Below are 24794 nucleotides of genomic sequence, written 5' to 3' on the forward strand. Positions count from 1 at the left end.
CGGCCGAATCCCTCACATCCTGGGGGGTCAGACGTCGATGCGCTCGCGGTCGAAGCCCGGGGCGTTCACGATGAACTCCTTGCGCGGGGCGACCTCGTTGCCCATGAGCAGCTCGAAGACGCGCATGGCCTCGTCGGCGGACTCCGTGTCGCTGATCGTCACGCGGCGCAGCGTGCGCTTCGTGCGGTCCATCGTCGTCTCCGCGAGCTGGTCGACGTCCATCTCGCCGAGGCCCTTGTAGCGCTGCGGCTTGTCGAACGTGCGTCCCTGCTTCGCCAGTCGCGCCTGCAGCGCCGAGTTCTCGGCATCGGAGTACGTGTAGACGACCTCGCCGGGCTTGCGCCCCTGCGCCTTCACGACGGTGCGGTGCAGCGGCGGCACGGCGGCGTAGACACGGCCGCCCTCGATGAGCGGGCGGGCGTAGCGATGCAGCAGCGTCAGCAGCAGCGTGCGGATGTGCGCCCCGTCGACGTCGGCGTCGGACAGGATGATGATCTTGCCGTAGCGCGCCGCGTCGAGGTCGAACGTGCGACCCGACCCGGCCCCGATCACCTGCAGGATCGCCGCGCACTCCGCATTCGCGAGCATGTCGGCGACCGAGGCCTTCTGCACGTTGAGGATCTTGCCCCGGATGGGCAGGATCGCCTGGTACTCGCTGTCGCGCGCAGGCTTCGCGGTGCCGAGCGCCGAGTCGCCCTCGACGATGAACAGCTCGTTCTGCGTCGTGTCCGACGAGCGGCAGTCGGCGAGCTTCGGCGGCAGCGTCGAGGACTCGAGCGCCGACTTGCGGCGCTGCGTCTCCTTGAGCTGACGCGCAGACAGCCGCGCCTTCATCTCGCTCACGACCTTCTCGAGCACGAGGCCCGACTGGGTCTTGTCGTCGCGCTTCGTCGAGGTGAACCGCTCGAGGAGTCCCTGGGTGAGCACCTTCGACACGACCTGGCGCACGGCGGGCGTGCCGAGCACCTCCTTGGTCTGGCCCTCGAACTGCGGCTCGGGCAGGCGCACCGTGACGACGGCGGTGAGGCCCGCGACGATGTCGTCCTTCTCGAGCTTGTCGTTGCCCGCCTTGAGCCTGCGGGCGTTCTGCGCGACCTGGTCGCGCAGCACCTTCGTGAGCGCCTGGTCGAAGCCCGTCTGGTGCGTGCCGCCCTTCGGCGTCGCGATGATGTTGACGTACGACTGCACGACGGTCTCGTACCCGGTGCCCCACCGCATGGCGATGTCGACCTCGCACGTGCGCTGCACCTCGCGCGAGACCATGTGGCCCGTCTGCTCGTCCAGCACGGGCACGGTCTCGGCGAACCCGCCGGAGCCCGTGATGCGCCAGGTCTGGGTCAGCGCCGCGTCGGGCGCGAGGAAGTCGACGAACTCGCCGATGCCCCCGTCGTAGCGGAACGTCTGGACGCGGGGTGCGGCGTCGTCGCCCTCCGCCTCGGGGGTGCGGTCGTCGGCGATCTCGAGCTCGAGGCCCGGCACGAGGAACGCGGTCTGCCTCGCACGGCGCACGAGCGGCTCGAGCTGGAAGGCGGCGTCGCGCGTGAAGATCTGCGGGTCCGCCCAGTAGCGCACGCGCGTGCCGGTGGTGCCCTTCGCGACGCGGCGCACCTTGCGCAGCCGAGATCCGTCGACGAACGGCACGAACGTCGCGGTCGGCGACGGCCCGTCGGCGCCGTCGAGGAACTCGCCGGGCTCGCCGCGATGGAAGCTCATCGCCCACGTCGCCCCGTCGCGGTCGACCTCGACGTCGAGCCGCTCCGAGAGCGCGTTCACGACCGAGGCTCCGACGCCGTGGAGGCCGCCGGACGACGCGTACGCGCCGCCGCCGAACTTGCCGCCCGCGTGGAGCTTCGTGAAGATGACCTCGACGCCCGTGAGCCCCGTGCGTGGCTCGATGTCGGTCGGCAGGCCGCGGGCGGTGTCGCGCACCTCGACGCTGCCGTCGGCGTGCAGCTGCACCTCGATGCGCGTGCCGTAGCCGCCGAGCGCCTCGTCGACGGAGTTGTCGATGATCTCCCACAGGCAATGCATGAGGCCGCGCGAGTCGGTCGAGCCGATGTACATGCCCGGCCGCTTGCGCACCGCCTCGAGTCCCTCGAGGACCGACAGGTGCCTGGCGGTGTAGTCGTTCGACGCCACGATGCTCCTTCTGCTTCCGACATCCAGCCTACGGAGCGGCGACGAACCCCAGGTGCAGGCACGCGGCGTACGCCGCGCGCGAAACGACCCGAGATGTCACGCGGATGCAACACCCGGCGTGGCAGAGTTGGGGAACGTCAGGAGAAGGAGGCACGACGTGAACGACACCATCTCGACCATCGACGATGAGGCCACGGCACCGCTCACCGGGCTCGACCGCTGCGACAGCTGCGGCGCGCAGGCATACGTGCGAGCGACCATGGAGTCCGGCGTCCTCCTCTTCTGCGCCCACCACGCGACGAAGCACCGCGAGAAGCTCGCGCCGCTCGCCCTGGTGTGGCACGACGAGAGCCAGCGACTGCTGCAGGACTGACCTCCTCCCGCACGACGAAGGGCCCGCCGCGAGGCGGGCCCTTCGTCGTGCGTGCCGCATCGCGGCGCGGCGGGTCTAGCCGAGCGGGTCGGTGAGCCTGCGCAGGAAGCGCTGGAGCCGCTCGGAGCGCGGGTCGTCGAACAGCTGCTCTGGCGAGCCCTGCTCGACGACGACGCCGGCGTCGAAGAACGTGACGGTGTCGGCGACGGCTCGCGCGAACGCGAGCTCGTGCGTGACGATCGCCATCGTCCATCCGTCGTCGGCGAGCTCGCCCACGACGCGCAGCACCTCGCCGACGAGCTCGGGGTCGAGGGCGCTCGTGGGCTCGTCGAACAGCAGCATCTGCGGTCGCATGGCCAGTGCGCGCACGATGCCGACGCGCTGCTGCTGTCCCCCGGAGAGCTCCGAGGGGCGAGCGTCGGCCTTCTCGGCGAGCCCCACCCGCGCGAGCAGGGTCATGGCGCGCTCCGTCGCCTCGGCGCGCGAGACGCGCTGCACGACCGTCGGCCCGACGGTCACGTTCTCGAGCACCGACAGGTGCGGGAAGAGATGGTGCTGCTGGAAGACCATCGACGACAGCGCCGCGAGGCGCGTGCGGTCGCGCTTGCCGAGACCGGCGGCGAGGTCGATCGACCAGTCGGGCGTCGTGAGCGTGCCGGCCTCGGCGGTCTCGAGGCCGTTGAGCGAGCGCAGCACCGTCGTCTTGCCGGAGCCCGACGGACCGATGAGCGCGTGGACCTGCCCGGGGAACAGGTCGAGGTCGACGCCGTGCAGCACCGTGAGGTCGCCGAACGACTTCGTGAGGCCGCGCACGGCGAGCAGCGGCTCGGTGGCGACGGGGACGGGCTCAGACGGCATGGCGCTCGAGCCTCCTCTCGAGGACGTCCTGCCCGACGGCGAGGATGGTGCACAGCACCCAGTACACGACGGCGGCGACGCCGTAGATCACCAGGAACTCTCCCGACGGCGCCGCGATCTGCTGCGCCGTGCGGAAGAGCTCGGTGACGAGGATCGTCGAGCACAGCGAGGTGTCCTTGACGAGGGAGATGAAGGTGTTCGACAGCGGCGGCACCGACACGCGCGAGGCCTGCGGCAGGATGATGCGCACGAGCGCCTGCCCGCGCGTCATGCCGAGCATCGACGACGCCTCCCACTGGCCTCGCGGGATCGAGAGGATCGCCGCGCGCACCACCTCCGCCGCGTAGCCGGCGACGTTGAGCGAGAGCGCGATGATCGCGCTCGGCCACGGGTCGATCGTGAGCCCGATCGACGGCAGGCCGAAGAACACGATGAAGAGCTGCACGAGCAGCGGCGTGCCGCGGATCAGGGAGATGTAGATGCGGGCGATGCCCGAGAGCACCGCGACGCCCGAGATGCGCATGAGCGCGAGTCCCACGGCGAGCACGAGACCGATCGCGAACGACACGAGCGTCAGCGGGATCGTCGCGGTGAGCCCACCGAGCGCGATCGGCCCGATCGACTCGAGGACGAGGTCCCAGTCCATGGCGGAAGCCTACGGCTGGGAGGTCACGCCTCCGGGACGGAGACGTCCTCGCCGAAGTAGCGCTCGGAGATCTCGGCGAGCGTGCCGTCGGCCGTGAGCGTCGCGATGGCCTCGTCGACGGCGGCGACGAGGTCGTCGCTGCCCTGACGGAACGTGACGGCGCTCTCGGAGACCTCCTCGGTCTCGTCGACGATGTCGACGCCGATGTCGCCGCCGCCCTGGGCGGTCTGGTAGTCGAGGAAGGTGAGACGGTCGTTGATGGTCGCGTCGACCCGACCGGTGCGCAGCAGCTCGACGGCCTGGGCGAAGCCCTCGACGCCCTCGACCGTCGCGCCGTTCTCCTCTGCGACCTCAGCCCAGTTCGACGTCAGCGACTGCGCGCTCGTGGCGCCCTCGAGGTCACCGAAGGTCGCGATGTCGCTGTCGGTCGGCACGATGAGCACGCCGGGCGAGTACGTGTACGGCGTCGAGAAGGCGTAGCGCTCCTCGCGCTCGGGGTTGATCGAGACCTGGTTCGCGATGACGTCCCAGCGACCGGAGTCCAGGCCCGCGAAGATCGCGTCCCACTGGGTCTCCTCGAACTCGACGTCGACGCCGAGCTCGTCGGCGATGGCGGTGATGACCTCGACGTCGTACCCGGTGAGCTCGCCCGTGCCGCCGTCGGCGTGGAACGAGAACGGCGAGTACGTGCCCTCGGTGCCGACGACGAGCACGCCGGCCTCCTGCACGTCTGCGAGCGTCAGGCCGCCGGCCTCCTCGGACGCCTCGGGAGCGGAGTCGGACGAGCAGCCCGCGAGGGCGAGGGAGGCGACGGCGGCGGTGACGGCTGCGATGCGCAGCGACTTCGAGCGGAGCATGGGTATCGGCATTCCTTCTTGGGGGTAGAAGGAGATCATACGACGAAGGGGCGCCACCCGCTGACGGGTGACGCCCCACGACGTGCGCGTGCTCGCGGTCGGCCTACTCGAGGTAGTCGCGCAGCGCCTGCGATCGCGACGGGTGGCGCAGCTTCGCCATCGTCTTCGACTCGATCTGACGGATGCGCTCGCGCGTGACGCCGAACGTGTCGCCGATCTGGTCGAGCGTCTTCGGCATGCCGTCGCCGAGGCCGAAGCGCATCTTGATGACGCCCGCCTCGCGCTCCGAGAGGGAGTCGAGCAGCGACTCGAGCTGGCGCTGCAGCATCGTGAAGCCGACGGCGTCGGCGGGCACGACGGCCTCGGTGTCCTCGATGAGGTCGCCGAACTCGCTGTCGCCGTCCTCGCCGAGCGGCGTGTGCAGCGAGATGGGCTCACGCCCGTACTTCTGCACCTCGACGACCTTCTCCGGCGTCATGTCGAGCTCGCGTGCGAGCTCCTCTGGCGTGGGCTCGCGACCCAGGTCCTGCAGCATCTGCCGCTGCACGCGGGCGAGCTTGTTGATGACCTCGACCATGTGCACGGGGATGCGGATCGTGCGCGCCTGGTCGGCCATGGCACGCGTGATGGCCTGACGGATCCACCACGTCGCGTAGGTCGAGAACTTGAAGCCCTTCGTGTAGTCGAACTTCTCGACGGCACGGATGAGGCCCAGGTTGCCCTCCTGGATGAGGTCGAGGAACTGCATGCCTCGGCCCGTGTAGCGCTTCGCGAGCGACACGACCAGGCGCAGGTTCGCGCCCAGCAGGTGGCTCTTGGCGCGCTTGCCGTCGCGAGCGATCGACCGCAGCTCGCGCGTGAGCTTCGGGGCGAGCTTCTCCTCCGTCGCGAGGCGCTCCTCGGCGAACAGGCCCGCCTCGATGCGCATGGCGAGGTCGACCTCCTCGGCGGCGTTGAGGAGCGGCACCTTGCCGATCTGCTTCAGGTAGTCCTTGACGGGGTCGGCCGTCGCGCCCGTGATCGTCGTCGAGTAGACGGGGACCTCGTCCTCGTCGGCCGTCGACAGGATGAGGGCGCCCGTGGGGAGCTTCTCGTCGAAGTCCGACTTCTGGCCGGGCCGGCGGACCGCGCCTCCGTCGTCGTCATCGTCGTCGGCGGCAGCCGCGCTCTGCGCGTCCTCGGCCGCAGCCTCGGCGGCGACCTCGTCGACGGGGTTCACGGACTTCGCCCGCGGCTTGCCCTTGGTCTTCGGGGTCGCTGCGGCCGTGGCCGCCTTCGCCGCCGTCGCCTTCTTCGCCGCCGCGGTCTTCGCGGTCGTCGACGTCGTCTTCTTGGCGGCCGTCGTGGACTTCGTCGCCGTGGTCTTCGCGGCCGTCGTCTTGGCTGCGGTGGTCTTCGTCGTTGCGGCCGGCGTGGTCGCAGCGGTGTCGGTCGCGTCGGCGTCTGCCTTCGCTCGCGTGCTGGTTCGGGTCGCCATGGCGCCTCCTGGAGGTCGGCGGGCAAGGATGCGGCAGCCCGTCGGTCGCGCCGGGATCGATCTCGATCGACCCTGTTGCGCTCGACGGGCGGATGTGTACCATTATAGCGCCGCGGGGCGCTGCGGCATTCCCTCGCGTCGTCAGCGGCGCCGGATGGCCGCCAGCAGCGCCGACCAGAGCGGCGCGACCGTCACACCATCATCCTCCTGCATGCGCCTGCGCGTGCGGTGCCTGGCGTGCAGCAGCATGGCCGAGCCGAGGCCGAGCGCCACGAACTGGATCGACAGCGCGACGCGGAACGCCTCCCAGTCGTACAGGCCAGCCTGCTCCCCCGCGTCGAGCCGGACGTGGTGGATGACGTCGAGCACGATGCCGATGATCGCCATGAGGCAGAACGACGCCGTGAACCCGCCGACGTTGACGAAGCCGTTCGCGGATCCGAGCGAGCGCACGGGGTTGAAGGTGCGGGCGAAGTCGAAGCCGATGAGCGACCCCGGCCCGCCGATGCCGATCGCGACGAGCATCCACACGACGATGCCCGTTGGCGGGAGCCCGGGCCACAGCAGCACGACCGCCCACGCGATGGCCATGTGCGCGACGATCGCGAGCACGAGATTCGACCGGCGAGCGGGGAATCGTGCCGTCAGCAGGCCCAGCAGCGGCCCGCTGACGATGCCGGTGAGCACGATGACGACGACGAGCGCCGACGCCTCGCCGCGCGTGTAGCCGAGGCCGGAGACGAGGATGGGGAAGCCCCACAGCAGCGAGAAGACCGTGCCGGGCGACTGCGTGGTGAAGTGCGCCCAGAAGCCCAGCTGCGTGCCGGGCAGCGCGATCGCCGAGCGCAGCTTGCGCCACCACGACGCCGGCAGCTGGATGCTGTCGGTGCGGGGCGCCTCGACGCCGGGCGGCGCGCTGCGCACGACGACGAGCACGAGCACGGCGACGGCGGCTCCCACGGCGGCGATCGAGAGGAACGACGGCGTCCAGCCGAGGTGCTGCAGCATCCACACGAACGGCACGGCCGACAGCAGCTGCCCCAGCTGGCCGATGTTGCCCGTCCACTGCGACAGCTGCGGCAGCCTCGGCCCCGAGAACCACGACGGCAGCAGGCGCAGCACCGAGATGAACGTCGCGGCGTCGCCTGCGCCCACGAGGATGCGCGCGGCGATCGCGACCGGCACGAGGTCGGTCACCGCGAGCAGCGCCTGGCCGGATGCCATGAGCAGCCCGCCGATGGCGATGAGGGTGCGCGGGCCGAAGCGGTCGACGAGCACGCCGACGGGGATCTGCAGCGCCGCGTACACGACGAGCTGCACGACGGCGAGGCTCGACAGCTGCGCGGCCGTCGCGTCGAAGCGGGCGATCGCGTCGGGCGCGGCGGCCCCGAGCGACGAGCGGTGCAGCGTCGAGACGAGGTACGCCGCGAGGCACACCACCCACGTGATCCAGGCCATCCGTCCGTTCACGAACGCACGCCGATCACTGCTGCGGCGGGTCGGCGCGCCTCCGCGCCAAGTAGCGCTCGAGCTCGGCCGCGATCTCGTCGGCCGTCGGCAGCGACCCGTCCTCGTCGGTCAGCGGCGACCGCACCCCCGCGTTCTCCATGTACGCGTCGTAGCGGGCCTCGAGCGTCGACACGAGGCGCCGCAGCTCCTCGTTCGACTCCATCTGCTGGCTCACGAGCGACTGGAACTCCCGCTCGGTCGCACGCAGCTCCTCGGTGCGGAACACGAGCCCGGTCGCGTTCGTGACGCCGTCGAGGGCCGCGAGGGCCGGGCCTGCCGTGCCCGACTCGCCCACGTAGTGCGGCACGAGCACGACGAACGACGACACGGGCATCTCGGGAGCGAGGCGGTGCTCGAGCAGGTGCATGACGGAGGCGGGCACCGTCGAGGTGGGCTTCCAGACCGAGAAGGCCTCGACGAGGTCCTTGCGGTTGCCGGAGACCGTGACGCCCAGCGGCCGCGTGTGCGGCACGGGCATGGGGATCGACAGCACGATCGTGGTGCGCTGCACGCGCAGCCGTTCCGCGATCATGCGCACGGCGTCGGCGAAGCGCTCCCACATCCAGTCGGGCTCGGGACCCGACAGCAGCAGGAACGGCTTGCCTGCGTCGTCCTCGCACAGCGACACCGTGAGCGCGTGCGGCACGTACTCCGCGATGTGGTCCTCGTCGAACAGCACGTGGGGCCTGCGCGAGCGATGGTCGATGAGCAGGTCGGTGTCGAGCTCGACGACCGACTGGTGCGGCAGCGTGGACACGATCGTCGCGGCGGCGAGCTCGGCGGCGGCGCCCGCATCGGCGAAGCCGTGCATCGCGATGACGAGGTCGAGCCCCTCCGGCACGCCCTCCTCGTCGGAGAACGCGATGAGATCCTCGGGCCTGACCATGCCTCCAGCGTAGCCAGCACCGCAGCGACGCGACGTCGCCCGCGCGCTCTCACGGCGTCCTAGGCTCGAAGCCATGCCCATCCCTGCGCTCTCGCTCATCGCCGCACCGGCCGACGCCACCGCGGACGTCCTCGTGCACGGCGTCCTCGCCGCCGACTCCCCCGCCGTCGCGGGCATCGACCCCTCGCTGCTGGTCGACCTCGGCGTGACCGGGCGTGCGGAGCAGGTCGTGCGGGCCGTCGTCGACGGCCGCAAGGTCGCCTTCGTCGGCATCGGCGCCGCACCCACGACGCGGGCGCTGCGCGACGCGGCCGGCGCAGCGACGCGCGCGCTCGCGGGCACGCCGACCGTCGCGATCGCCTTCCCCGTCGCCGACGCCGACGACGTCGCCGCCGTGCTCGAGGGCGCCGCGCTCGGCGCGTACCGCTTCGACCGCTACAAGGCGGCGGACGACGCCGCCGCGCCGCCCGCCGAGGTCGCCGTCGTCGTCGGCGACGTGCACGTCACGGATGCGGTCGTGCGCTCGGCCCGCATCGTCGCGGAGGCCGTGCACCGCACCCGCGACCTGTCGAACACGCCCCCTCGAGACCTGAGCCCCGCGATCTTCGCCGACCTCGTGCGCGGCGAGGCCGAGGAGTCCGGCCTCGCCGTCACGGTGCGCGACGAGGTCGCGCTCGCGCAGGAGGGCTTCGGCGGGATCCTCGGCGTCGGCCAGGGATCCTCGCGGCCGCCGAGGCTCGTGACGGTCGAGTGGGCGCCGGCCGGCGCGGAGCGCCACGTCGCGCTCGTCGGCAAGGGCATCACCTTCGACACCGGCGGGCTCTCGCTCAAGCCTGCAGACGCCATGATCCACATGAAGTTCGACATGACGGGCGCCGCGACCGTCTACGCCGTCGTGGCCGCTGCGGCCGCGTTGCAGCTGCCCGTGCGCGTCACCGCCTACCTGTGCCTCGCCGAGAACATGCCCTCCGGCACCGCGATCCGGCCCGACGACGTGCTCACGATCCGCGGCGGTCGCACGGTCGAGGTCACGAACACCGACGCGGAGGGGCGTCTGGTCATGGCCGACGCCATCGCGCTCGCGAGCGAGACGCAGCCCGACGCCATCGTCGACGTCGCGACGCTCACGGGTGCGCAGGTCGTCGCCCTCGGCAACCGGTACTCGGGCCTCATGGGCAACGACGACGCGCTCGTCGAGGCGATCCGTGGCGCGTGCGGCGCCGTCGACGAGGACGTGTGGCCCATGCCGCTGCCCGAGGAGCTGCTCGAGGTGCTCGAGTCGCCCGTCGCCGACATCGCCAACGCGAAGGTCGGCAACCGCGCAGCAGGCATGCTCGTGGCCGGCGTCTTCCTGTCGACGTTCGTCGGCGAGCGCGACGGGCGCCCCATCCCGTGGGCGCACCTCGACATCGCGGGTCCGGCGACGAACACGGGTGGCGCGAAGGGCACGGTGCCGACGGGCGCGACGGGCGTCGCGGTGCGCGGACTGCTCCGATCGCTCACAGCGCTCTCCGGAGCGACGCGCCAGGGGGACGTCAGCAGGTAGGGTTGGGAGACGGCGGCGGCGACGCGCCGACGCCCGCTGACGAGACATCCAGGGAGTGCGTGACGTGGCCGAGAAGTTCGACATCGTCGTGCTGGGAGGTGGCAGCGCCGGCTACGCCGTCGCGCTGCGCGCCATCCAGCTCGGAAAGACCGCCGCGATCATCGAGAAGGACAAGCTCGGTGGCACGTGCCTGCACCGTGGCTGCATCCCGACGAAGGCGATGCTCCACTCGTCCGAGGTGGCCGACGTCGTGCGCGACGCAGGGCACGCCGGCGTGCAGGCGGAGCTCAAGGGCATCGACATCGAGGCCGTGAAGGGCTTCCGCGAGGAGATCGTCGCGAAGAAGTTCAAGGGGCTCCAGGGACTCATCAAGTCCAAGGGCGTCACCGTCTTCGAGGGTGCCGGCCGTCTCACGTCGCCCACGACCGTGCAGGTCGGCGACCAGACGATCGAGGCCGGCAACGTCGTGCTCGCGACCGGCTCGTTCTCGAAGTCGCTCCCGGGTCTCGCGATCGAGGGCCGCGTCATCACGAGCGAGCAGGCGCTGCAGCTCGACTGGATCCCCCGCCACGTCATCGTGCTCGGCGGCGGCGTCATCGGCGTCGAGTTCGCGAGCGTCTGGCGCGGCTTCGGCTCAGAGGTCACGATCATCGAGGGCCTCCCCCACCTCGTGCCCAACGAGGAGGAGTCGATCTCGAAGCAGCTCGAGCGGCAGTACAAGAAGCGCGGCATCCAGTTCAAGCTGGGCGCGCGCTTCTCGGGCGTCACGCAGGACGACTCGGGCGTGCACGTCTCGCTCGAGTCCGGCGAGACGATCGACGCCGACCTCATGCTCGTCGCCGTCGGCCGCGGTCCCGTCACGCAGGACATCGGACTCGAGGAGGTCGGCGTCGCGACCGACCGCGGCTTCGTGACCGTCGACGACCGCCTCCAGACCTCCGTGCCCGGCGTCTACGCCATCGGCGACATCACGCCCGGCCTGCAGCTCGCGCACCGCAGCTACCAGCACGGGATCTTCGTCGCCGAGGAGATCGCGGGCCTCGAGCCGCGCGTCGTCGAGGACGTCAACATCCCGAAGGTCACCTACAGCGACCCCGAGATCTCCTCCGTCGGCTACACCGAGGCGAAGGCCAAGGAGAAGTTCGGCGACGACCAGATCGAGACCTACGAGTACTCGCTGGGCGGCAACGCCAAGAGCGAGATCGTCGGCACGAGCGGCTCCGTGAAGGCGGTGCGCGTCAAGGACGGCGCCGTCGTGGGCATGCACATGATCGGCCGCCGCGTGAGCGAGCTCGTCGGCGAGGCCCAGCTCATCGTGAACTGGGAGGCATACCCCGAGGACGTCGCATCGCTGCTGCACGCCCACCCGACCCAGGGCGAGTCGCTCGGCGAGACGATGCTGAAGCTCGCCGGCAAGCCGCTCCACGCCATCTAGGAGACTGACGCATGGCTGACATCACCCTGCCCGCGCTCGGCGAGAGCGTCACCGAAGGCACGATCACGCGCTGGCTCAAGCAGGTCGGCGACACGATCGAGGTCGACGAGCCGCTCGTCGAGATCTCGACCGACAAGGTCGACACCGAGGTGCCCTCGCCCGTCGCGGGCACGATCTCGGAGCTGCTGGCGAACGAGGACGACACCGTCGACGTCGGCGCGGTCATCGCGCGCGTCGGTGGCTCGGCAGGCGGCTCGGCTCCCGCCGAGGCACCTGCAGACGAGGCACCTGCGGAGGAGCCGAAGCAGGAGGAGCCGAAGCAGGAGGCGAAGCCCGCAGAGGCACCCGCCCCCGTGCAGGAGGCTCCCCCGGCGCCGTCGGCGCCCTCGGCACCGTCTGCGCCCACGCAGGAGGAGCCCAAGCAGGAGGAGCCCAAGCAGGAGCAGCCCAAGCAGGAGCAGCCGAAGCAGCAGGAGTCCGCTCCCGCCGCGCCGGCGACCTCGAGCGCCTCGGTCTACGTGACGCCCATCGTGCGCAAGCTCGCGAACGAGAAGGGCGTCGACCTCGGCTCGGTGCAGGGCACCGGCGTCGGTGGCCGCATCCGCAAGGAGGACGTGCTGTCCGCTGCCTCGGCAGCGTCCGCATCGCCCGCATCGTCGGCCCCGGCCGCCGCTGCAGCGCCCGCGCCGATCGAGGACTCGCCGCTGCGCGGCACGACCGCGAAGATGTCGCGCCTGCGCAAGGTGGTCGCGAAGCGTGCGGTCGAGTCGATGCAGACGACGGCGCAGCTCACCACGGTCGTCGAGGTCGACGTCACGAAGGTCGCGCAGCTGCGCGACCGCGTGAAGGGTCGCTTCCAGTCGACGACCGGGCAGAAGCTGTCGTTCCTGCCGTTCTTCTCCCTCGCGGCGGTCGAGGCGCTCCGTGCGCACCCGATCATCAACGCGTCGGACGACGGCGAGGAGATCACCTACCCCGACGTCGAGAACCTCTCGATGGCGGTCGACACCGAGCGCGGCCTGCTGACCCCGGTCATCAAGGACGCCGGCAGCCTCGACCTGCGCGGCTTCGCCGAGCAGATCGCCGACCTCGCGTCGCGCACGCGCGACAACAAGCTCGGCCCCGACGAGCTCGCGGGCGGCACGTTCACGCTCACGAACACGGGCTCGCGCGGCGCGCTGTTCGACACCCCCGTGGTGTTCCAGCCGCAGCGTGCGATCCTCGGCGTCGGCACGGTCGTGAAGCGCCCCGTGGTGATCTCGGTCGACGGTCAGGACTCGATCGCGGTGCGCTCGATGGTGTACCTGGCCCTGTCGTACGACCACCGCATCATCGACGGCGCCGACGCGGCCCGCTACCTCACCCAGGTGAAGCAGCGGCTCGAGGCTGGCGACTTCGAGGGTCAGCTGGGCATCTAGCCGATCCCGGGCCGCTCACGCGGCCCACGCGTCACGCAGCATCCAGCCGGCGTCGGTCCTCACCACGAGGATCGACGCCGGCTCGCTGCTGCTGGCGACGTCGACGAGCACGGCGTCGCCGAGCACGGCGACCTCGGTGAGCGTGGCGTCCTGCGGCAGGCGCCACGTCGACGTCGCGGCGCCGCCGCCCGAGGGGTCGAGGATGCCGGCGAGGCACGCGTCGTCGGCGCGCTCGAGGCACGCCTCGCGTGCGGCGAGCAGCTGCGCTGCAGCCTCCACGGGGGCCACGTCGGATGCCGGCGCGTCCGCAGGCGTGGGCGCGAGCGCCTGTGCGCTCTCCGGCTCCTCCTGCTGCGCGCTCGAGGCGCCCGCACCGCCGAGCGCGAGCGCGACGACGAGCGCTGCGGCGCCCGCACCCGCCGCGATCCAGACGGGTCGGCGCACGCTGCCGAGCTGCGCGAGCGCTGCCTGCGTCCACCGCGCCGGGACCGACGTCGGCGCCGCGGGGCGCTGGCGTGCTCGTCTGCGCAGCGGCGCGCTCGCGGGCTCGACGCGGCCGTGCTCGACGGGCGTCGCCGGCCACGCGGCGAGCATGGCGGCACCTGCCGCCGCGGCGTCGCTGGCGTCGAGGGCGTCGCGCACCGTCTCCGGCAGCTGCTCGCCACCGGCCGCGAGCAGCTCTGCCACGAATGCCTCGAGCCCGGCGCAGTCGCGCGCCACGGCAGGGTCGGACTCCCGCCACGCCGCCGTCGGGCGGTCGGTGAGGACGCGCGCGCCCGCGCCGACGAGCGTCGGCGTGCCGTCGGCGTCGAGCACGACCGCATGCAGGTCGATGCGCCCTGCGCTCGCGCCTGCCGCGTGCAGCGCGCCGACCGCGTCGAGCACGGGAGCGGCGACCGTGACGATCTCGCCTGGGCGCGGCGACTCCCGAGCGAGCAGCCATGCGGCGGCCGTGGTCGCGGGCATGGGTCGCACGAGCACGACCTCGCCGTCGACGGTCGCCGCGTCGAGCACGGGCGCGAGGTGCGGATGCGGCGCGGCGAGCAGGACGGCGGCCTCTGCGGCGAGCTCGGCAGCCGCTGCACCGGCTCCGACGTGCAGCTCGACGGCCTGGTCGCCGAAGCCCGCGAGCACGCGTCGCTCGCCGTCGTCGCGCACGATCCGCACCACTCGGTACCCAGCGATCTCCTCCATGCCGCCACCGTGCACGAGCACGGCGGCGGGCCGCGCGGTCGTCGCGCGGGGTGTGGAGGGTCCGCGCTGTTCGGGAGCGTCATCCGAAGGCCCCCGTGGGCGATATCGTGGAGCACATGGCGCAGCCGAAGGACGCAAGGGAGCCGGGTCGCATCCGGACGATGTGGCGCATCTTCCAGATGACGCGCAAGCAGGACCGGCTCATGCTGCCGCTCATGATCGGCGCCGCGGTGGTGCCGATCGCGCTGGGCATCGTGCTGGCGATCGTCGTCGCCCGCGGCGAGCTGCTCTTCTCGATCCTCTGGATCGTCATGGGCGTGCTCGTCGGCTTCACGCTGCTGCTGTCGACGCTGACGTGGCGCGCGGAGAAGCTCGCGTTCTCGCAGATCGAGGGCAAGCCGGGCGCCGTGGGCGCGGTGCTCTCGAGCGGCCTGCGCGGCTCGTGGCAGACGAGCGAGATGCCCGTCGCGGTGAACACGAAGACGCAGGACGCCGTCTACCGTGCCATCGGCCGGCCAGGCATCGTGCTCATCGCCGAGGGGCCGCAGAGCCGCACGCAGCGCCTCGTGCAGGACGAGCAGCGCAAGATCAAGCGCATCGTGCCGAACGTCGCCATCAGCGTGCTGCACATCGGCCCCGACTCCGAGCTGCCGCTGCGCAAGATGACGCGCCGCATGCGTCGCCTCAAGAACGCGCTCACGCGCGCTGAGGTCATCGCCGTCGGCAACCGTCTCTCGAGCCTCGGCGGCATGCAGATGCCGATTCCCAAGGGCATCGACCCGCGCCGCATGCGCGCCGGTCGCCCTCGCTGACGTCCCCGTGACGCGCCCGCCGGGTGCGCGCGCAGTGCCCCGCTGTCGGCTCGGCCGCGCCATGTAACGTGCCGGAAACAATCGCGTCACGTCCGGGCAATGGCTCGGCCATAGCGTCGTGATCACGGCGCGTTCGCGCCCACCCCCAAGGAACAAGGAGCGACATGTTCAAGGATTCGTCCGAGGTTCTCGCGTTCATCAAGGAGGAGGACGTCAAGTTCCTCGACATCCGGTTCACGGATCTCCCGGGTGTGCAGCAGCACTTCAACATCCCGGCCTCCACGGTCGACGAGGACTTCTTCACGGTCGGCCAGCTGTTCGACGGCTCGTCGATCCGCGGCTTCCAGGGCATCGCGGAGTCCGACCTCCAGCTGATCCCGGACGTCACGACGTCGTACCTCGACCCGTTCCGCGAGTCGAAGACGCTCATCATGATCTTCGACATCTACAACCCGCGCACCGGTGAGATCTACCACCGCGACCCCCGCCAGGTCGCGCACAAGGCGGAGCAGTACCTCGCCTCCACCGGCATCGCCGACACCGCGTTCTTCGCACCCGAGGCGGAGTTCTACGTCTTCGACGACGTGCGCTACGAGGTCAAGCAGAACACCTCGTTCTACTCGGTCGACTCCGAGGAGGGCGCCTGGAACTCGGGTCGCGTCGAGGAGGGCGGCAACCTCGCCAACAAGACGCCCTACAAGGGCGGCTACTTCCCCGTCTCCCCCGTCGACAAGCAGGCAGACCTGCGTGACGACATGTCGCTGAAGCTCATCGACGCCGGCCTCGAGCTCGAGCGCGCCCACCACGAGGTCGGCACGGGTGGCCAGGCCGAGATCAACTACAAGTTCTCGACGCTCGTGCGCTCCGCGGACGACATCCTCAAGTTCAAGTACATCATCAAGAACACCGCAGAGCAGTGGGGCAAGACGGCGACGTTCATGCCGAAGCCGCTGTTCGGCGACAACGGCTCGGGCATGCACACCCACCAGTCGCTGTGGAAGGGCGGCGAGCCGCTGTTCTACGACGGCAACGGCTACGGCGGCCTCTCCGACGTCGCACGCTGGTACATCGGCGGCATCCTCGCCCACGCGCCTGCGCTGCTCGCGTTCACGAACCCCACGCTGAACTCGTACCGTCGTCTCGTGAAGGGCTTCGAGGCTCCCGTGAACCTCGTCTACTCGGCTGGCAACCGCTCGGCGGCCATCCGCATCCCGATCACGGGCACAAACCCGAAGGCGAAGCGCATCGAGTTCCGCGCCCCCGACGCCTCCGGCAACCCGTACCTCGCCTTCGCGGCGCAGCTCATGGCAGGTCTCGACGGCATCAAGAACCGCATCGAGCCGCACGAGCCCGTCGACAAGGACCTCTACGAGCTGCCGCCCGAGGAGGCGAAGAACATCCCCCAGGTGCCCGGCACGCTGGAGGAGGCGCTCGCCGCGCTCGAGGCCGACCACGCCTTCCTGCTCGAGGGCAACGTCTTCACCGAGGACCTCATCCAGACCTGGGTGGAGTACAAGCGCGAGTCCGAGATCCTTCCGGCAGCGCTGCGTCCGCACCCCTTCGAGTACGAGCTGTACTTCGGGGTCTGATCGACTCTTCGTCGATCCCTTGAGACTGGGGCCGGGTTCCTTGGGGGGACCCGGCCCCTTCCCGTGTCGCCGCGACGCCCGGGTGGACCCGTCCACCCGGGCGTCGTCGTGCGCGCACCCGCGTGCGAACCCGGCCGGGCCGTCGATGCGCGGCGCGCTCGATCGTCATGCGGGTGGAGGCGAGCATCTCGTCGCGTCGGTGTGCGCGACCCGTGCGCCGCTCAGGCCCAGAAGCGCTCGTCGAACACCTTGCGCGCGAGCCGCGTCGCACGCAGGTACTCCTCCTCGATCGCCGTCGCGCTCCCCTGCGGCCTGCCCATGAGGCGTGCGACGGTCTCGAGCTGGCCGCGATCGGTGGGCAGCAGGTCGATCGTGCGGGCCTGCGCGAGGGCGAGCGCATTGCGCAGCCGCGAGGCGAGCAGCCACGCGCGTCGCAGGATCGCGGCGTCACGCGCGCTGATGGCCTCGGCCTCGACGAGTCCCGCCAACGCCGTGAGCGTCGTGGCGTGGCGCGCGCGAGGATCGTCGGCCGGCTGCTGCAGCTGCAGCAGCTGCACGAGCCACTCGACGTCGCTCAGCGAGCCGCGCCCGAGCTTGAGGTGCCGCGTGCGGTCGGCGTTCTGCGGCAGGCGCTCGGCCTCGACGCGCGCCTTGATGCGGCGGATCTCGCGCGCCTCCGCCTGCGAGAGCCCCCGCCGGTCGCGCTCGGCGGCGACGACGGTCAGCAGCGCGTCGCCGAGGCCCGCGTCGCCAGCGAACGGCGCGGCGCGCAGCAGGGCCTGACGCTCCCACACCTCGCCCCAGCGCGCGTAGTAGGCGGCGTACGACCCGACGGTGCGCACGAGCGGGCCCTGCCTGCCCTCCGGGCGCAGACCCGCGTCGAGCTCGAGCTTCACGTACGGGTCCTGCACGACGTCGGTGGCCTGCCGCACCGTGCGCATCGCCGCGTCGAGGTCGGCATCGTCGCCGCACACCCACAGCACGTCGACGTCGGAGCCGAAGCCGATCTCGCGCCCGCCCGTGCGCCCCATGCTCACGACGCCGATCGGCACGCCGACGCCCACGAGGTCGAGCGCCGCGTCGATCGCGACGCCCGCGATCTGCGTGAGCCGCTCGCCGGTGGTGAGCACGTCGTCGACGCCGAGCGCCGAGGCGAGCGCCGACCGCAGCAGCTCGCGCCTGCGGAGGGTGCGCAGCGCCGTCTGCGCCGCATCCCGGTCGTCGCGGTGCCGCTCGACGAGCGAGCGCGCCTCGTCGGCGAGCGTCGACTGCGGCAGTGCCTGCAGACGCGCCTCGTCGGCGAGCCAGTGGGCGGCCTCGGGGATGCGCTCGAGGAGCGTCGCGATGAGCCGCGACGACGACAGCACCGTCATGAGGCGCTGGGCGGCGAGCTCCGAGTCGCGCAGCATGCGCAGGTACCAGGGCGACTCGCCCAGCGCCTCCGACAGCCTGCGGAACGCGAGCAGCCCCATGTCAGGGTCCGGCCCCTCCGACAGCCACGCCAGCAGCACCGGCAGCAGCACCTTCTGGATCTGCGACCGTCTCGTGACGCCCGTCGTGAGCGCGGCGATCTGGTCGAGCGCGCCCTTCGGGTCGCGGAAGCCGCTGGCCTCGAGCCTGCGCCGCGCCGCCTCCGACGTCAGCTGCGTCGAGCCGTCCGGCAGCGCGGCGACGGCGGCGAGCAGCGGACGGTAGAACAGGCGCTCGTGCAGCCTGCGCACCTCGCGCTTCGTCGCATGCCACTGCTCGAGCATCGACTCGGCATCCGGGAACCCCGCGGCACGCGCGAGGGAGCGCTGGGCGTCGGGGTCGGCCGGCATGAGGTGCGTGCGGCTGAGGCGCGCGAGCTGCGCACGGTGCTCGAGCACCCGCAGCAGCCGGTAGTCGTCGGCGAACTCCCCCGCCTCGAGCCTGCCGATCATGCCGGCGTCGGCGAGCGCCTCGATCGCCTCGAGCGTGCCGCGGTCTCGCACCTGCTCGTCCTCCGCGCCGTGCACGAGCTGCAGCAGCTGGATGGTGAACTCGACGTCGCGCAGGCCACCGGGGCCGAGCTTCAGCTGCCAGTCGACCTCGTCGGCGGGGATGTTGTCGGTGACGCGCTCGCGCATGCGCTGCACCGACTCGACGAAGCCCTCGCGCGACGACGACTGCCACACGCGCGACCGGATGGCGTCGTCGTACGCTGCGCCGAGCTCGACGTCGCCCGCGATGGGGCGCGCCTTCAGCAGCGCCTGGAACTCCCACGATCGCGCCCAGCGGTCGTAGTAGGCCACGTGGCTGTCGAGCGTGCGGGTGAGCGCGCCGTCCTTGCCCTCGGGGCGCAGGTTCGCGTCGACCTCCCACAGCATCGGCTCGCGCGCCGCCTCGACGCAGCCGGCGGTCGTCTCGCGTGCGAGCGCCTGCGCGATCTGCGCAGCACGCTCCTCGGAGATCGCGTCGTCGAACCCGTGCACCCAGATGACGTCGACGTCGCTGAGCACGTTGAGCTCGCGTGCACCCGTCTTGCCCATCCCGATGATCGCGAGCCGCACCGCGGCGACGTCGTCGGCGCCGAAGCGCGTCGTGACGGTGCGTCGCGCGATCGTGAGGCTCGCGTCGAGGCTCGCGGATGCGGCGTCGGCGAGCGCCGCGCTCACCGCCTGCACGTGCGCGGCGGCATCGGCCTGGGCGAGGTCGAACGCGACGATCTCGGTCAGGTGCCACCGGTATCGGCGACGCAGCGCGACGATCGCGTCGCCGCGAGGCACGTCGGGGTCCGCGACGGCCTCCTGCATGCTGGCGCGCAGCGCCTCCGCGGTCGGCAATGCCTGCGGCACGAGCGCGTCGAGCAGCTCGGGGGCGCGCTCGATGCACGTCGCGAGCCCGGTGGAGGCGCCCAGCACCCGCAGCAGCGACGCGCCGGACGCCGCATCGGCGAGGGTCGCCGCGAGCGGCACCTGCGAGCGGTGGAGCCGCACGACGGCCTGCAGCGCACGGTCGGGGTCGGCAGCGAGCCGCAGATCGTCGACGCGCTCGCCGAGCACGTCCTCGACCTCGGCGAGCATCGGCGCCGCCTCGCTGGGCGCGCGGAATCCGAGCCGCGCGAGGCGCGACGTCGTCGTCTCGGCACGCACGGCGCTCAGCCCGCCAGGGAGATGCGCCGCATCACAGCAGCGTGAGGTTGGCCTCGAGCTCGTACTGCGTCACCTGCGCGCGGTACCGCGTCCAGTCCGCGCGCTTCGACTGCAGGAAGAACTCGAACACCTGCTCGCCGAGCGTCTCCGCCACGAGCTCGGAGTCCTCCATGAGCCCGAGGGCGCGGTCGAGGCTCGACGGCAGCGACTCGTACCCGAGGGCGCGACGCTCCTTGTCGGTGAGGCTCCACACGTCGCTCGTCGCCTCCTCCGGCAGCTCGTAGCCCTCCTCGATGCCCTTGAGCCCTGCGGCGAGCATGACGGAGAACGCGAGGTACGGGTTCGCGGCGGAGTCGATGCCGCGGTACTCGACGCGTGCCGACTGCGGCTTGTTCGACAGCGGCACGCGCACGAGCGCCGAGCGGTTGTTGTGCCCCCACGAGATGTGGCTCGGCGCCTCGTCGCCCGCCCACAGACGCTTGTAGGAGTTCACGAACTGGTTCGTGACCGCCGTGAACTCGGGCGCGTGCTTGAGGAGACCTGCGACGAACTGCTTGCCGGTCTTCGACAGCCGGTACTGGCCTGCCGGGTCGAAGAAGGCATTCTGCTCTCCCTCGAAGAGCGACATGTGGGTGTGCATGCCGCTGCCAGGCTTCGACTGCAGCGGCTTCGGCATGAACGTCGCGTGCACGCCCTGCGCGATCGCGACCTCCTTGACGACCGTGCGGAAGGTCTGGATGTTGTCGGCGGTCGAGAGCGCATCCGCGTAGCGCAGGTCGATCTCGTTCTGGCCGGGGCCGGCCTCGTGATGGCTGAACTCGACCGAGATGCCCAGGTCCTCGAGCATGCGCACGCTCGCACGGCGGAAGTCGTTCGCCGTGCCGCCTGGCACGTTGTCGAAGTAGCCTGCCTGGTCGACGGGCTGCGGGTTCGTCGGGTCGGCGTCGCGCAGCAGGTAGAACTCGCACTCGGGGTGCGTGTAGAACGAGAAGCCGCGCTCGGCCGCCTTCGCCAGCGCACGCTTGAGCACGTTGCGCGGGTCGGCGGCGGCGGCCTCGCCGTCTGGCGTGTGGATGTCGCAGAACATGCGCGCGGTCGGGTCGACCTCGCCGCGCCACGGCAGCACCTGGAACGTCGCCGGGTCGGGACGGGCGATGACGTCGGCCTCGGAGGCCGTCGTGAGGCCTTCGATCGAGGAGCCGTCGATGCCGAGGCCCTCCGCGAACGCGCTCTCGACCTCGGCGGGGGCGATGGCGACCGACTTGAGCGTGCCGAGCACGTCGGTGAACCACAGTCGCACGAACTTGACGCCGCGCTCCTCGATCGTGCGGAGCACGAAGTCACGCTGCTTGTCCATCGGATCCCTTCCCTACGTCGACCCAGGCTATCGGGGCGCGGCCGCGCCACCCGACTGCGGCAGCGCCGCATCGAGCTCGGCGAGCCATGCCGCCGCGGACGCATCCGACGGCATGCGCCAGTCGCCCCGGGGCGACAGCGAGCCGCCCGCGACGACCTTCGGACCGTTCGGCAGCGCCGAGCGCTTGAACTGGTGCTGGAAGAAGCGCGTGAGGAACACCTCGAGCCAGTGCCGGATGGCGTCGATGTCGTAGGCGACGCGCTTGTCGACGGGGTACCCGGCGGGCCACGCTCCCGTCGCGACGTCGCCCCACGCGTGCATGGCGAGGAACGCGATCTTCGACGGGCGGTAGCCGCGGCGCAGCACGTGAAAGAGCGTGAAGTCCTGCAGCGGGTACGGACCGATGGCATCCTCCGTCGACTGGAGGGTGCCCTCCGCCGTCTGCGGCACGAGCTCGGGGCTGATCTCCTGCCCGACGATCGCGGTGAGCACGTCGCCGACGTCGTCGCCGAACTGCCGCGTGTCGACGACCCAGCGGATGAGGTGCTGGATGAGCGTCTTCGGGATGCCGCCGTTCACGCCGTAGTGCGACATGTGGTCGCCGACCCCGTAGGTGCACCAGCCGAGCGCGAGCTCCGAGAGGTCGCCCGTGCCGAGCACGATGCCGCCGCGCTGGTTCGCGATGCGGAACAGCAGGTCGGTGCGCAGGCCAGCCTGCACGTTCTCGAACGTCACGTCGTAGACGGGCTCGCCGGCGCCTGCCGGATGCCCGATCGCCTGCAGCAGGCTCGTCGCGACGGGGCGGATGTCGAGCTCCTCCCACGTGACGCCCAGCGACTCCATGAGGGCGATCGCGTTCGACCGCGTGCCCGCGCTCGTGGCGAAGCCGGGCATCGTGAAGGCGAGGATGTCGGTGACGGGGCGGCCGAGACGCTCGAGGGCCTTCGCGGCGACGATGAGCGCGTGCGTCGAGTCGAGGCCGCCGGAGACACCGATGACGATGCGCGGCGCGTACGCGTCGGTCGTGAGCGCGCGCAGTCGCTGCGCGAGGCCCGAGACCTGGATGTTGTACGCCTCGTAGCAGTCCAGCGCGAGCCTGGCGGGGTCGTCGGGCACGAACGGGAAGCGGTCGACCGTGCGGCGCAGCCCGATGTCGGCGGTCGTGGGCTCGAGGTCGACGTGGATCTCGCGCACGCCAGGCACGCCGATCATCGCGCCGTTCTGGTCGAACGAGCCCTGTCGCATCCGCTCCTGCCTGAGGCGGTCGAGGTCGACGTCGACGATCGTCTCCGCGGGGCCGGACGGGAAGCGCTCGGACTCGCCCAGCAGGTCGCCCATCTCGTAGACCATCGTCATGCCGTCCCATGAGAGGTCGGTCGACGACTCCCCCTCGCTGGCCGCGGCGTAGGCGTAGACGGCGTTGCCGCGCGCCGACGCCGAACGGGCGAGCAGGTGGCGGTCCTCGGCGCGCCCGACCGTGATGGGCGAGGCCGACAGGTTGAGCAGCACCGTGGCGCCGGCGAGGGCCGCGAGCGACGACGGCGGCACGGGCACCCACATGTCCTCGCAGACCTCCGCGTGCACGGCGAGGCCGGGCACGTCGTCTGCGACGACGACGAGGTCGGGACCGCATGGCAGCTCGCCGTCGTCGTCGGCGCCCGGCCAGTGCGGCCGCTGGATCGACGCGGGCGCGCGCGAGCCCTCCGCGAACCACCGCAGCTCGTAGAACTCGCGGTAGTTGGGGATCGACATCTTCGGCACGACGCCCAGCACGACGCCGCGGTGCAGCAGCACGGCGCAGTTGAACACGCGCGTGCCGATGCGCAGCGGGGCACCGACCGCGACGATGGGCGCGCAGTCGGCCGTCGCCTCCGCGAGGTCGACGACCGCGCGATCGACGGCATCGAGGAGGACGTCCTGCAGGTGCAGGTCGTCGAGCGCGTAGCCGGAGAGCGACAGCTCGGGGAACACGGCGACCGCGACGCCCTGCGCGTCGAGCGCGCGCACGCGCTCGGCGATCCGCTCGGCGTTGACGGCGGGCTGCGCGAGCGCGACGGGCAGCGTGCACGCGGCGACGCGCGCGAATCCGTGGGCGTAGGCGCTGCGGAACGCATCCATGGGTCGATCCTCGCAGACGGCGGGCCCGATCCGGGCGGACGGCGCACGGCGTAGGCTCGTTCGCATGGCAGAGGAGTCGAGTCCCTACGGGGGCGCCCCGCAGTCCGCGCCGACGCCGACCCGCAAGCGGGTTCGCACGAGGCACTTCCGGCAGGCCAAGGCCGACGGGGTGAAGATCACCGGCCTCACGAGCTACGACACCCTCACGGCGCAGATCTTCGACCGCGCAGGCATCGACTTCCTGCTCGTGGGCGACTCGGCAGGCAACACCGTGCTCGGCTACGACACGACCCTGCCTGTGACGGTCGACGAGCTCATCCCGCTCACGCGCGCCGTCGCGAGGTCGTGCCAGCGGGCGCTCGTCGTGGCCGACATGCCGTTCGGCTCGTACGAGGTCGACGCGTCGGAGGCGCTCCACACCGCGATCCGCTTCATGAAGGAGACGGGTGCGCACGCCGTGAAGCTCGAGGGCGGCGAGCGCTCTGCCGACAAGATCCGCCGCATCGTCGAGGCCGGCATCCCCGTCATGGGGCACGTCGGGTTCACGCCGCAGTCCGAGCACGGGCTCGGCGGGCACGTCATCCAGGGCCGCGGCGACGACGGCGCCGACCAGCTGCTGCGCGACGCGCTCGCGGTCGAGGCGGCAGGCGCGTTCGCAGTCGTGCTCGAGATGGTGCCGTCGGAGTCGGCGGCGAAGGTCACGGCGGCGCTCGAGATCCCGACGATCTCGGTCGGCGCTGGGCCGCACTGCGACGGGCAGCTGCTCGTGTGGACCGACTGGGCGGGACTCACCACCGGTCGCACGCCCCGCTTCGTGAAGCAGTACGCGCAGCTCGCGCAGACGCTGACCGATGCCGCCATCGCGTTCCGCACCGACGTCGAGTCGGGTGCGTACCCGTCGGCAGAGCACGAGTACGAGTAGCCACGCGATGGCACGCGTCGTCCTGCTGCTGCGCGGCGTGAACGTCGGCGGCGTGACGGTGCGCTCGGCCGACCTGCGAACGCTGCTCGCGGACGCGGGCCTCGGCGAGGTGCGCACGGTGCTCGCGAGCGGCAACGCGATCGTCGACGCCGACGACCCCGGCGACGCGGCACGGATCGCAGAGGCCGCGCTCGAGCAGCGCTACGGCAGGCGCATCCGCGTGCTCGGCCTCGACCTCGAGACGGTCGCGGGCATCGTGGAGGCGTACCCGTTCGTCGAGGACGACGAGCACACCCCGTACGTGGTCCTCGCGCTCGACGACGGCGTGCTCGAACGGCTCGCCGAGACGCAGACGCGCGAGGAGATCGCGCTCGCGCAGGGCGTGCTGCACTGGTCGAACCCCAGGGGCCACACGCTCGACTCGCCGTTCGGCACGGCGCTCGCGCGCGTCGGCAAGGACGCCACGACGACCCGCAACCTGCGGACGCTGCGCCGCGTCGTCGCCGCGGGCTGACCGGTCGCTCGGGCTGGGAGACGCTCGCATC

19 protein-coding genes are annotated in these 24794 nt (G+C 71.5%); 8 read left to right on the top strand and 11 right to left on the bottom strand.

Going from position 1 to position 24794, the window contains the following annotated elements:
* Window positions 1-27: 27 nt before the first annotated feature.
* Entirely contained in the window at window positions 28-2139 is a 2112-nt protein-coding gene (locus ACZ6H8_RS12420; protein ID WP_464147153.1) for a DNA gyrase/topoisomerase IV subunit B, read from the bottom strand.
* Between the two features lie 157 nt (window positions 2140-2296).
* Here ACZ6H8_RS12420 and ACZ6H8_RS12425 point away from each other — a divergent pair, with 157 nt between their 5' ends.
* Entirely contained in the window at window positions 2297-2512 is a 216-nt protein-coding gene (locus ACZ6H8_RS12425; protein ID WP_464147154.1) for a DUF7455 domain-containing protein, read from the top strand.
* Window positions 2513-2587: 75 nt separating this feature from the next.
* Here ACZ6H8_RS12425 and ACZ6H8_RS12430 read toward each other — a convergent pair whose 3' ends face one another.
* The 6 genes from ACZ6H8_RS12430 to ACZ6H8_RS12455 form a co-directional block, all read right to left on the bottom strand.
* Window positions 2588-3370 (bottom strand): amino acid ABC transporter ATP-binding protein, encoded by a 783-nt coding sequence (locus tag ACZ6H8_RS12430; protein ID WP_464147155.1) that lies wholly within the window; start codon window positions 3368-3370, stop codon window positions 2588-2590.
* Window positions 3360-4016 (bottom strand): amino acid ABC transporter permease, encoded by a 657-nt coding sequence (locus tag ACZ6H8_RS12435; protein ID WP_464147156.1) that lies wholly within the window; start codon window positions 4014-4016, stop codon window positions 3360-3362. Before ACZ6H8_RS12435 ends, ACZ6H8_RS12430 begins: the two co-directional genes overlap by 11 nt.
* Before the next feature lie 23 nt (window positions 4017-4039).
* Entirely contained in the window at window positions 4040-4873 is an 834-nt protein-coding gene (locus ACZ6H8_RS12440) for an amino acid ABC transporter substrate-binding protein (RefSeq protein ID WP_464147157.1), read from the bottom strand.
* Window positions 4874-4976: 103 nt separating this feature from the next.
* Window positions 4977-6350 carry an RNA polymerase sigma factor gene (locus tag ACZ6H8_RS12445; RefSeq protein ID WP_464147158.1) on the bottom strand — a complete coding sequence of 458 codons (1374 nt, stop codon included), beginning with the start codon at window positions 6348-6350 and terminating at the stop codon, window positions 4977-4979.
* A 141-nt stretch (window positions 6351-6491) separates the two neighbouring features.
* Entirely contained in the window at window positions 6492-7808 is a 1317-nt protein-coding gene (locus tag ACZ6H8_RS12450) for an MFS transporter (RefSeq protein WP_464147159.1), read from the bottom strand.
* A gap of 25 nt (window positions 7809-7833) precedes the next feature.
* A complete protein-coding gene (locus tag ACZ6H8_RS12455) occupies window positions 7834-8745 on the bottom strand; it encodes a PAC2 family protein (protein WP_464147160.1) in 912 nt (303 codons plus the stop codon).
* Window positions 8746-8818: 73 nt separating this feature from the next.
* On the opposite strand from ACZ6H8_RS12455, the gene ACZ6H8_RS12460 reads away from it, so the two are divergent.
* The 3 genes from ACZ6H8_RS12460 (at window position 8819) to sucB (ending at window position 13144) form a co-directional block, all read left to right on the top strand.
* Window positions 8819-10291 carry a leucyl aminopeptidase gene (locus ACZ6H8_RS12460; protein ID WP_464147161.1) on the top strand — a complete coding sequence of 491 codons (1473 nt, stop codon included), beginning with the start codon at window positions 8819-8821 and terminating at the stop codon, window positions 10289-10291.
* A 64-nt stretch (window positions 10292-10355) separates the two neighbouring features.
* Complete coding sequence (gene lpdA, locus ACZ6H8_RS12465; protein WP_464147162.1) at window positions 10356-11726, top strand: dihydrolipoyl dehydrogenase; 1371 nt, start codon at window positions 10356-10358, stop codon at window positions 11724-11726.
* Between the two features lie 11 nt (window positions 11727-11737).
* The gene (gene sucB, locus ACZ6H8_RS12470; RefSeq protein ID WP_464147163.1) at window positions 11738-13144 is read left to right on the top strand and encodes a 2-oxoglutarate dehydrogenase, E2 component, dihydrolipoamide succinyltransferase; all 1407 of its coding nucleotides are present in this window, start codon (window positions 11738-11740) and stop codon (window positions 13142-13144) included.
* 15 nt (window positions 13145-13159) lie between these two features.
* Here the strand turns inward: sucB and ACZ6H8_RS12475 are convergent, their stop codons facing one another.
* Window positions 13160-14338: a hypothetical protein gene (locus tag ACZ6H8_RS12475; RefSeq protein WP_464147164.1), complete on the bottom strand. Its 1179-nt coding sequence runs from the start codon at window positions 14336-14338 to the stop codon at window positions 13160-13162.
* A 116-nt stretch (window positions 14339-14454) separates the two neighbouring features.
* Here ACZ6H8_RS12475 and ACZ6H8_RS12480 point away from each other — a divergent pair, with 116 nt between their 5' ends.
* The gene (locus ACZ6H8_RS12480) at window positions 14455-15150 is read left to right on the top strand and encodes a DUF4191 domain-containing protein (RefSeq protein ID WP_464147165.1); all 696 of its coding nucleotides are present in this window, start codon (window positions 14455-14457) and stop codon (window positions 15148-15150) included.
* Window positions 15151-15314: 164 nt separating this feature from the next.
* Window positions 15315-16739, top strand: a complete 1425-nt coding sequence (glnA, locus tag ACZ6H8_RS12485) for a type I glutamate--ammonia ligase (RefSeq protein ID WP_464147166.1) — start codon at window positions 15315-15317, stop codon at window positions 16737-16739.
* Between the two features lie 221 nt (window positions 16740-16960).
* Here the strand turns inward: glnA (ACZ6H8_RS12485) and ACZ6H8_RS12490 are convergent, their stop codons facing one another.
* The 3 genes from ACZ6H8_RS12490 to ACZ6H8_RS12500 are packed head-to-tail and all read right to left on the bottom strand — an operon-like array spanning window position 16961 to window position 23327.
* The gene (locus ACZ6H8_RS12490; RefSeq protein WP_464147167.1) at window positions 16961-19852 is read right to left on the bottom strand and encodes a bifunctional [glutamine synthetase] adenylyltransferase/[glutamine synthetase]-adenylyl-L-tyrosine phosphorylase; all 2892 of its coding nucleotides are present in this window, start codon (window positions 19850-19852) and stop codon (window positions 16961-16963) included.
* 31 nt (window positions 19853-19883) lie between these two features.
* Window positions 19884-21209: a type I glutamate--ammonia ligase gene (gene glnA / locus ACZ6H8_RS12495; RefSeq protein WP_464147168.1), complete on the bottom strand. Its 1326-nt coding sequence runs from the start codon at window positions 21207-21209 to the stop codon at window positions 19884-19886.
* 27 nt (window positions 21210-21236) lie between these two features.
* On the bottom strand, window positions 21237-23327 hold the full coding sequence (locus tag ACZ6H8_RS12500) for an NAD(+) synthase (protein WP_464147169.1): 2091 nt from the start codon (window positions 23325-23327) through the stop codon (window positions 21237-21239).
* Window positions 23328-23391: 64 nt separating this feature from the next.
* Here ACZ6H8_RS12500 and panB point away from each other — a divergent pair, with 64 nt between their 5' ends.
* Together panB and ACZ6H8_RS12510 are read left to right on the top strand one after the other, a co-directional pair.
* A complete protein-coding gene (gene panB, locus ACZ6H8_RS12505; protein ID WP_464147170.1) occupies window positions 23392-24249 on the top strand; it encodes a 3-methyl-2-oxobutanoate hydroxymethyltransferase in 858 nt (285 codons plus the stop codon).
* A 7-nt stretch (window positions 24250-24256) separates the two neighbouring features.
* Complete coding sequence (locus ACZ6H8_RS12510) at window positions 24257-24763, top strand: DUF1697 domain-containing protein (protein WP_464147171.1); 507 nt, start codon at window positions 24257-24259, stop codon at window positions 24761-24763.
* The last annotated feature ends 31 nt before the right edge of the window (window positions 24764-24794 follow it).

It is taken from the genome of Agrococcus sp. AC640b, from assembly GCF_979255995.1.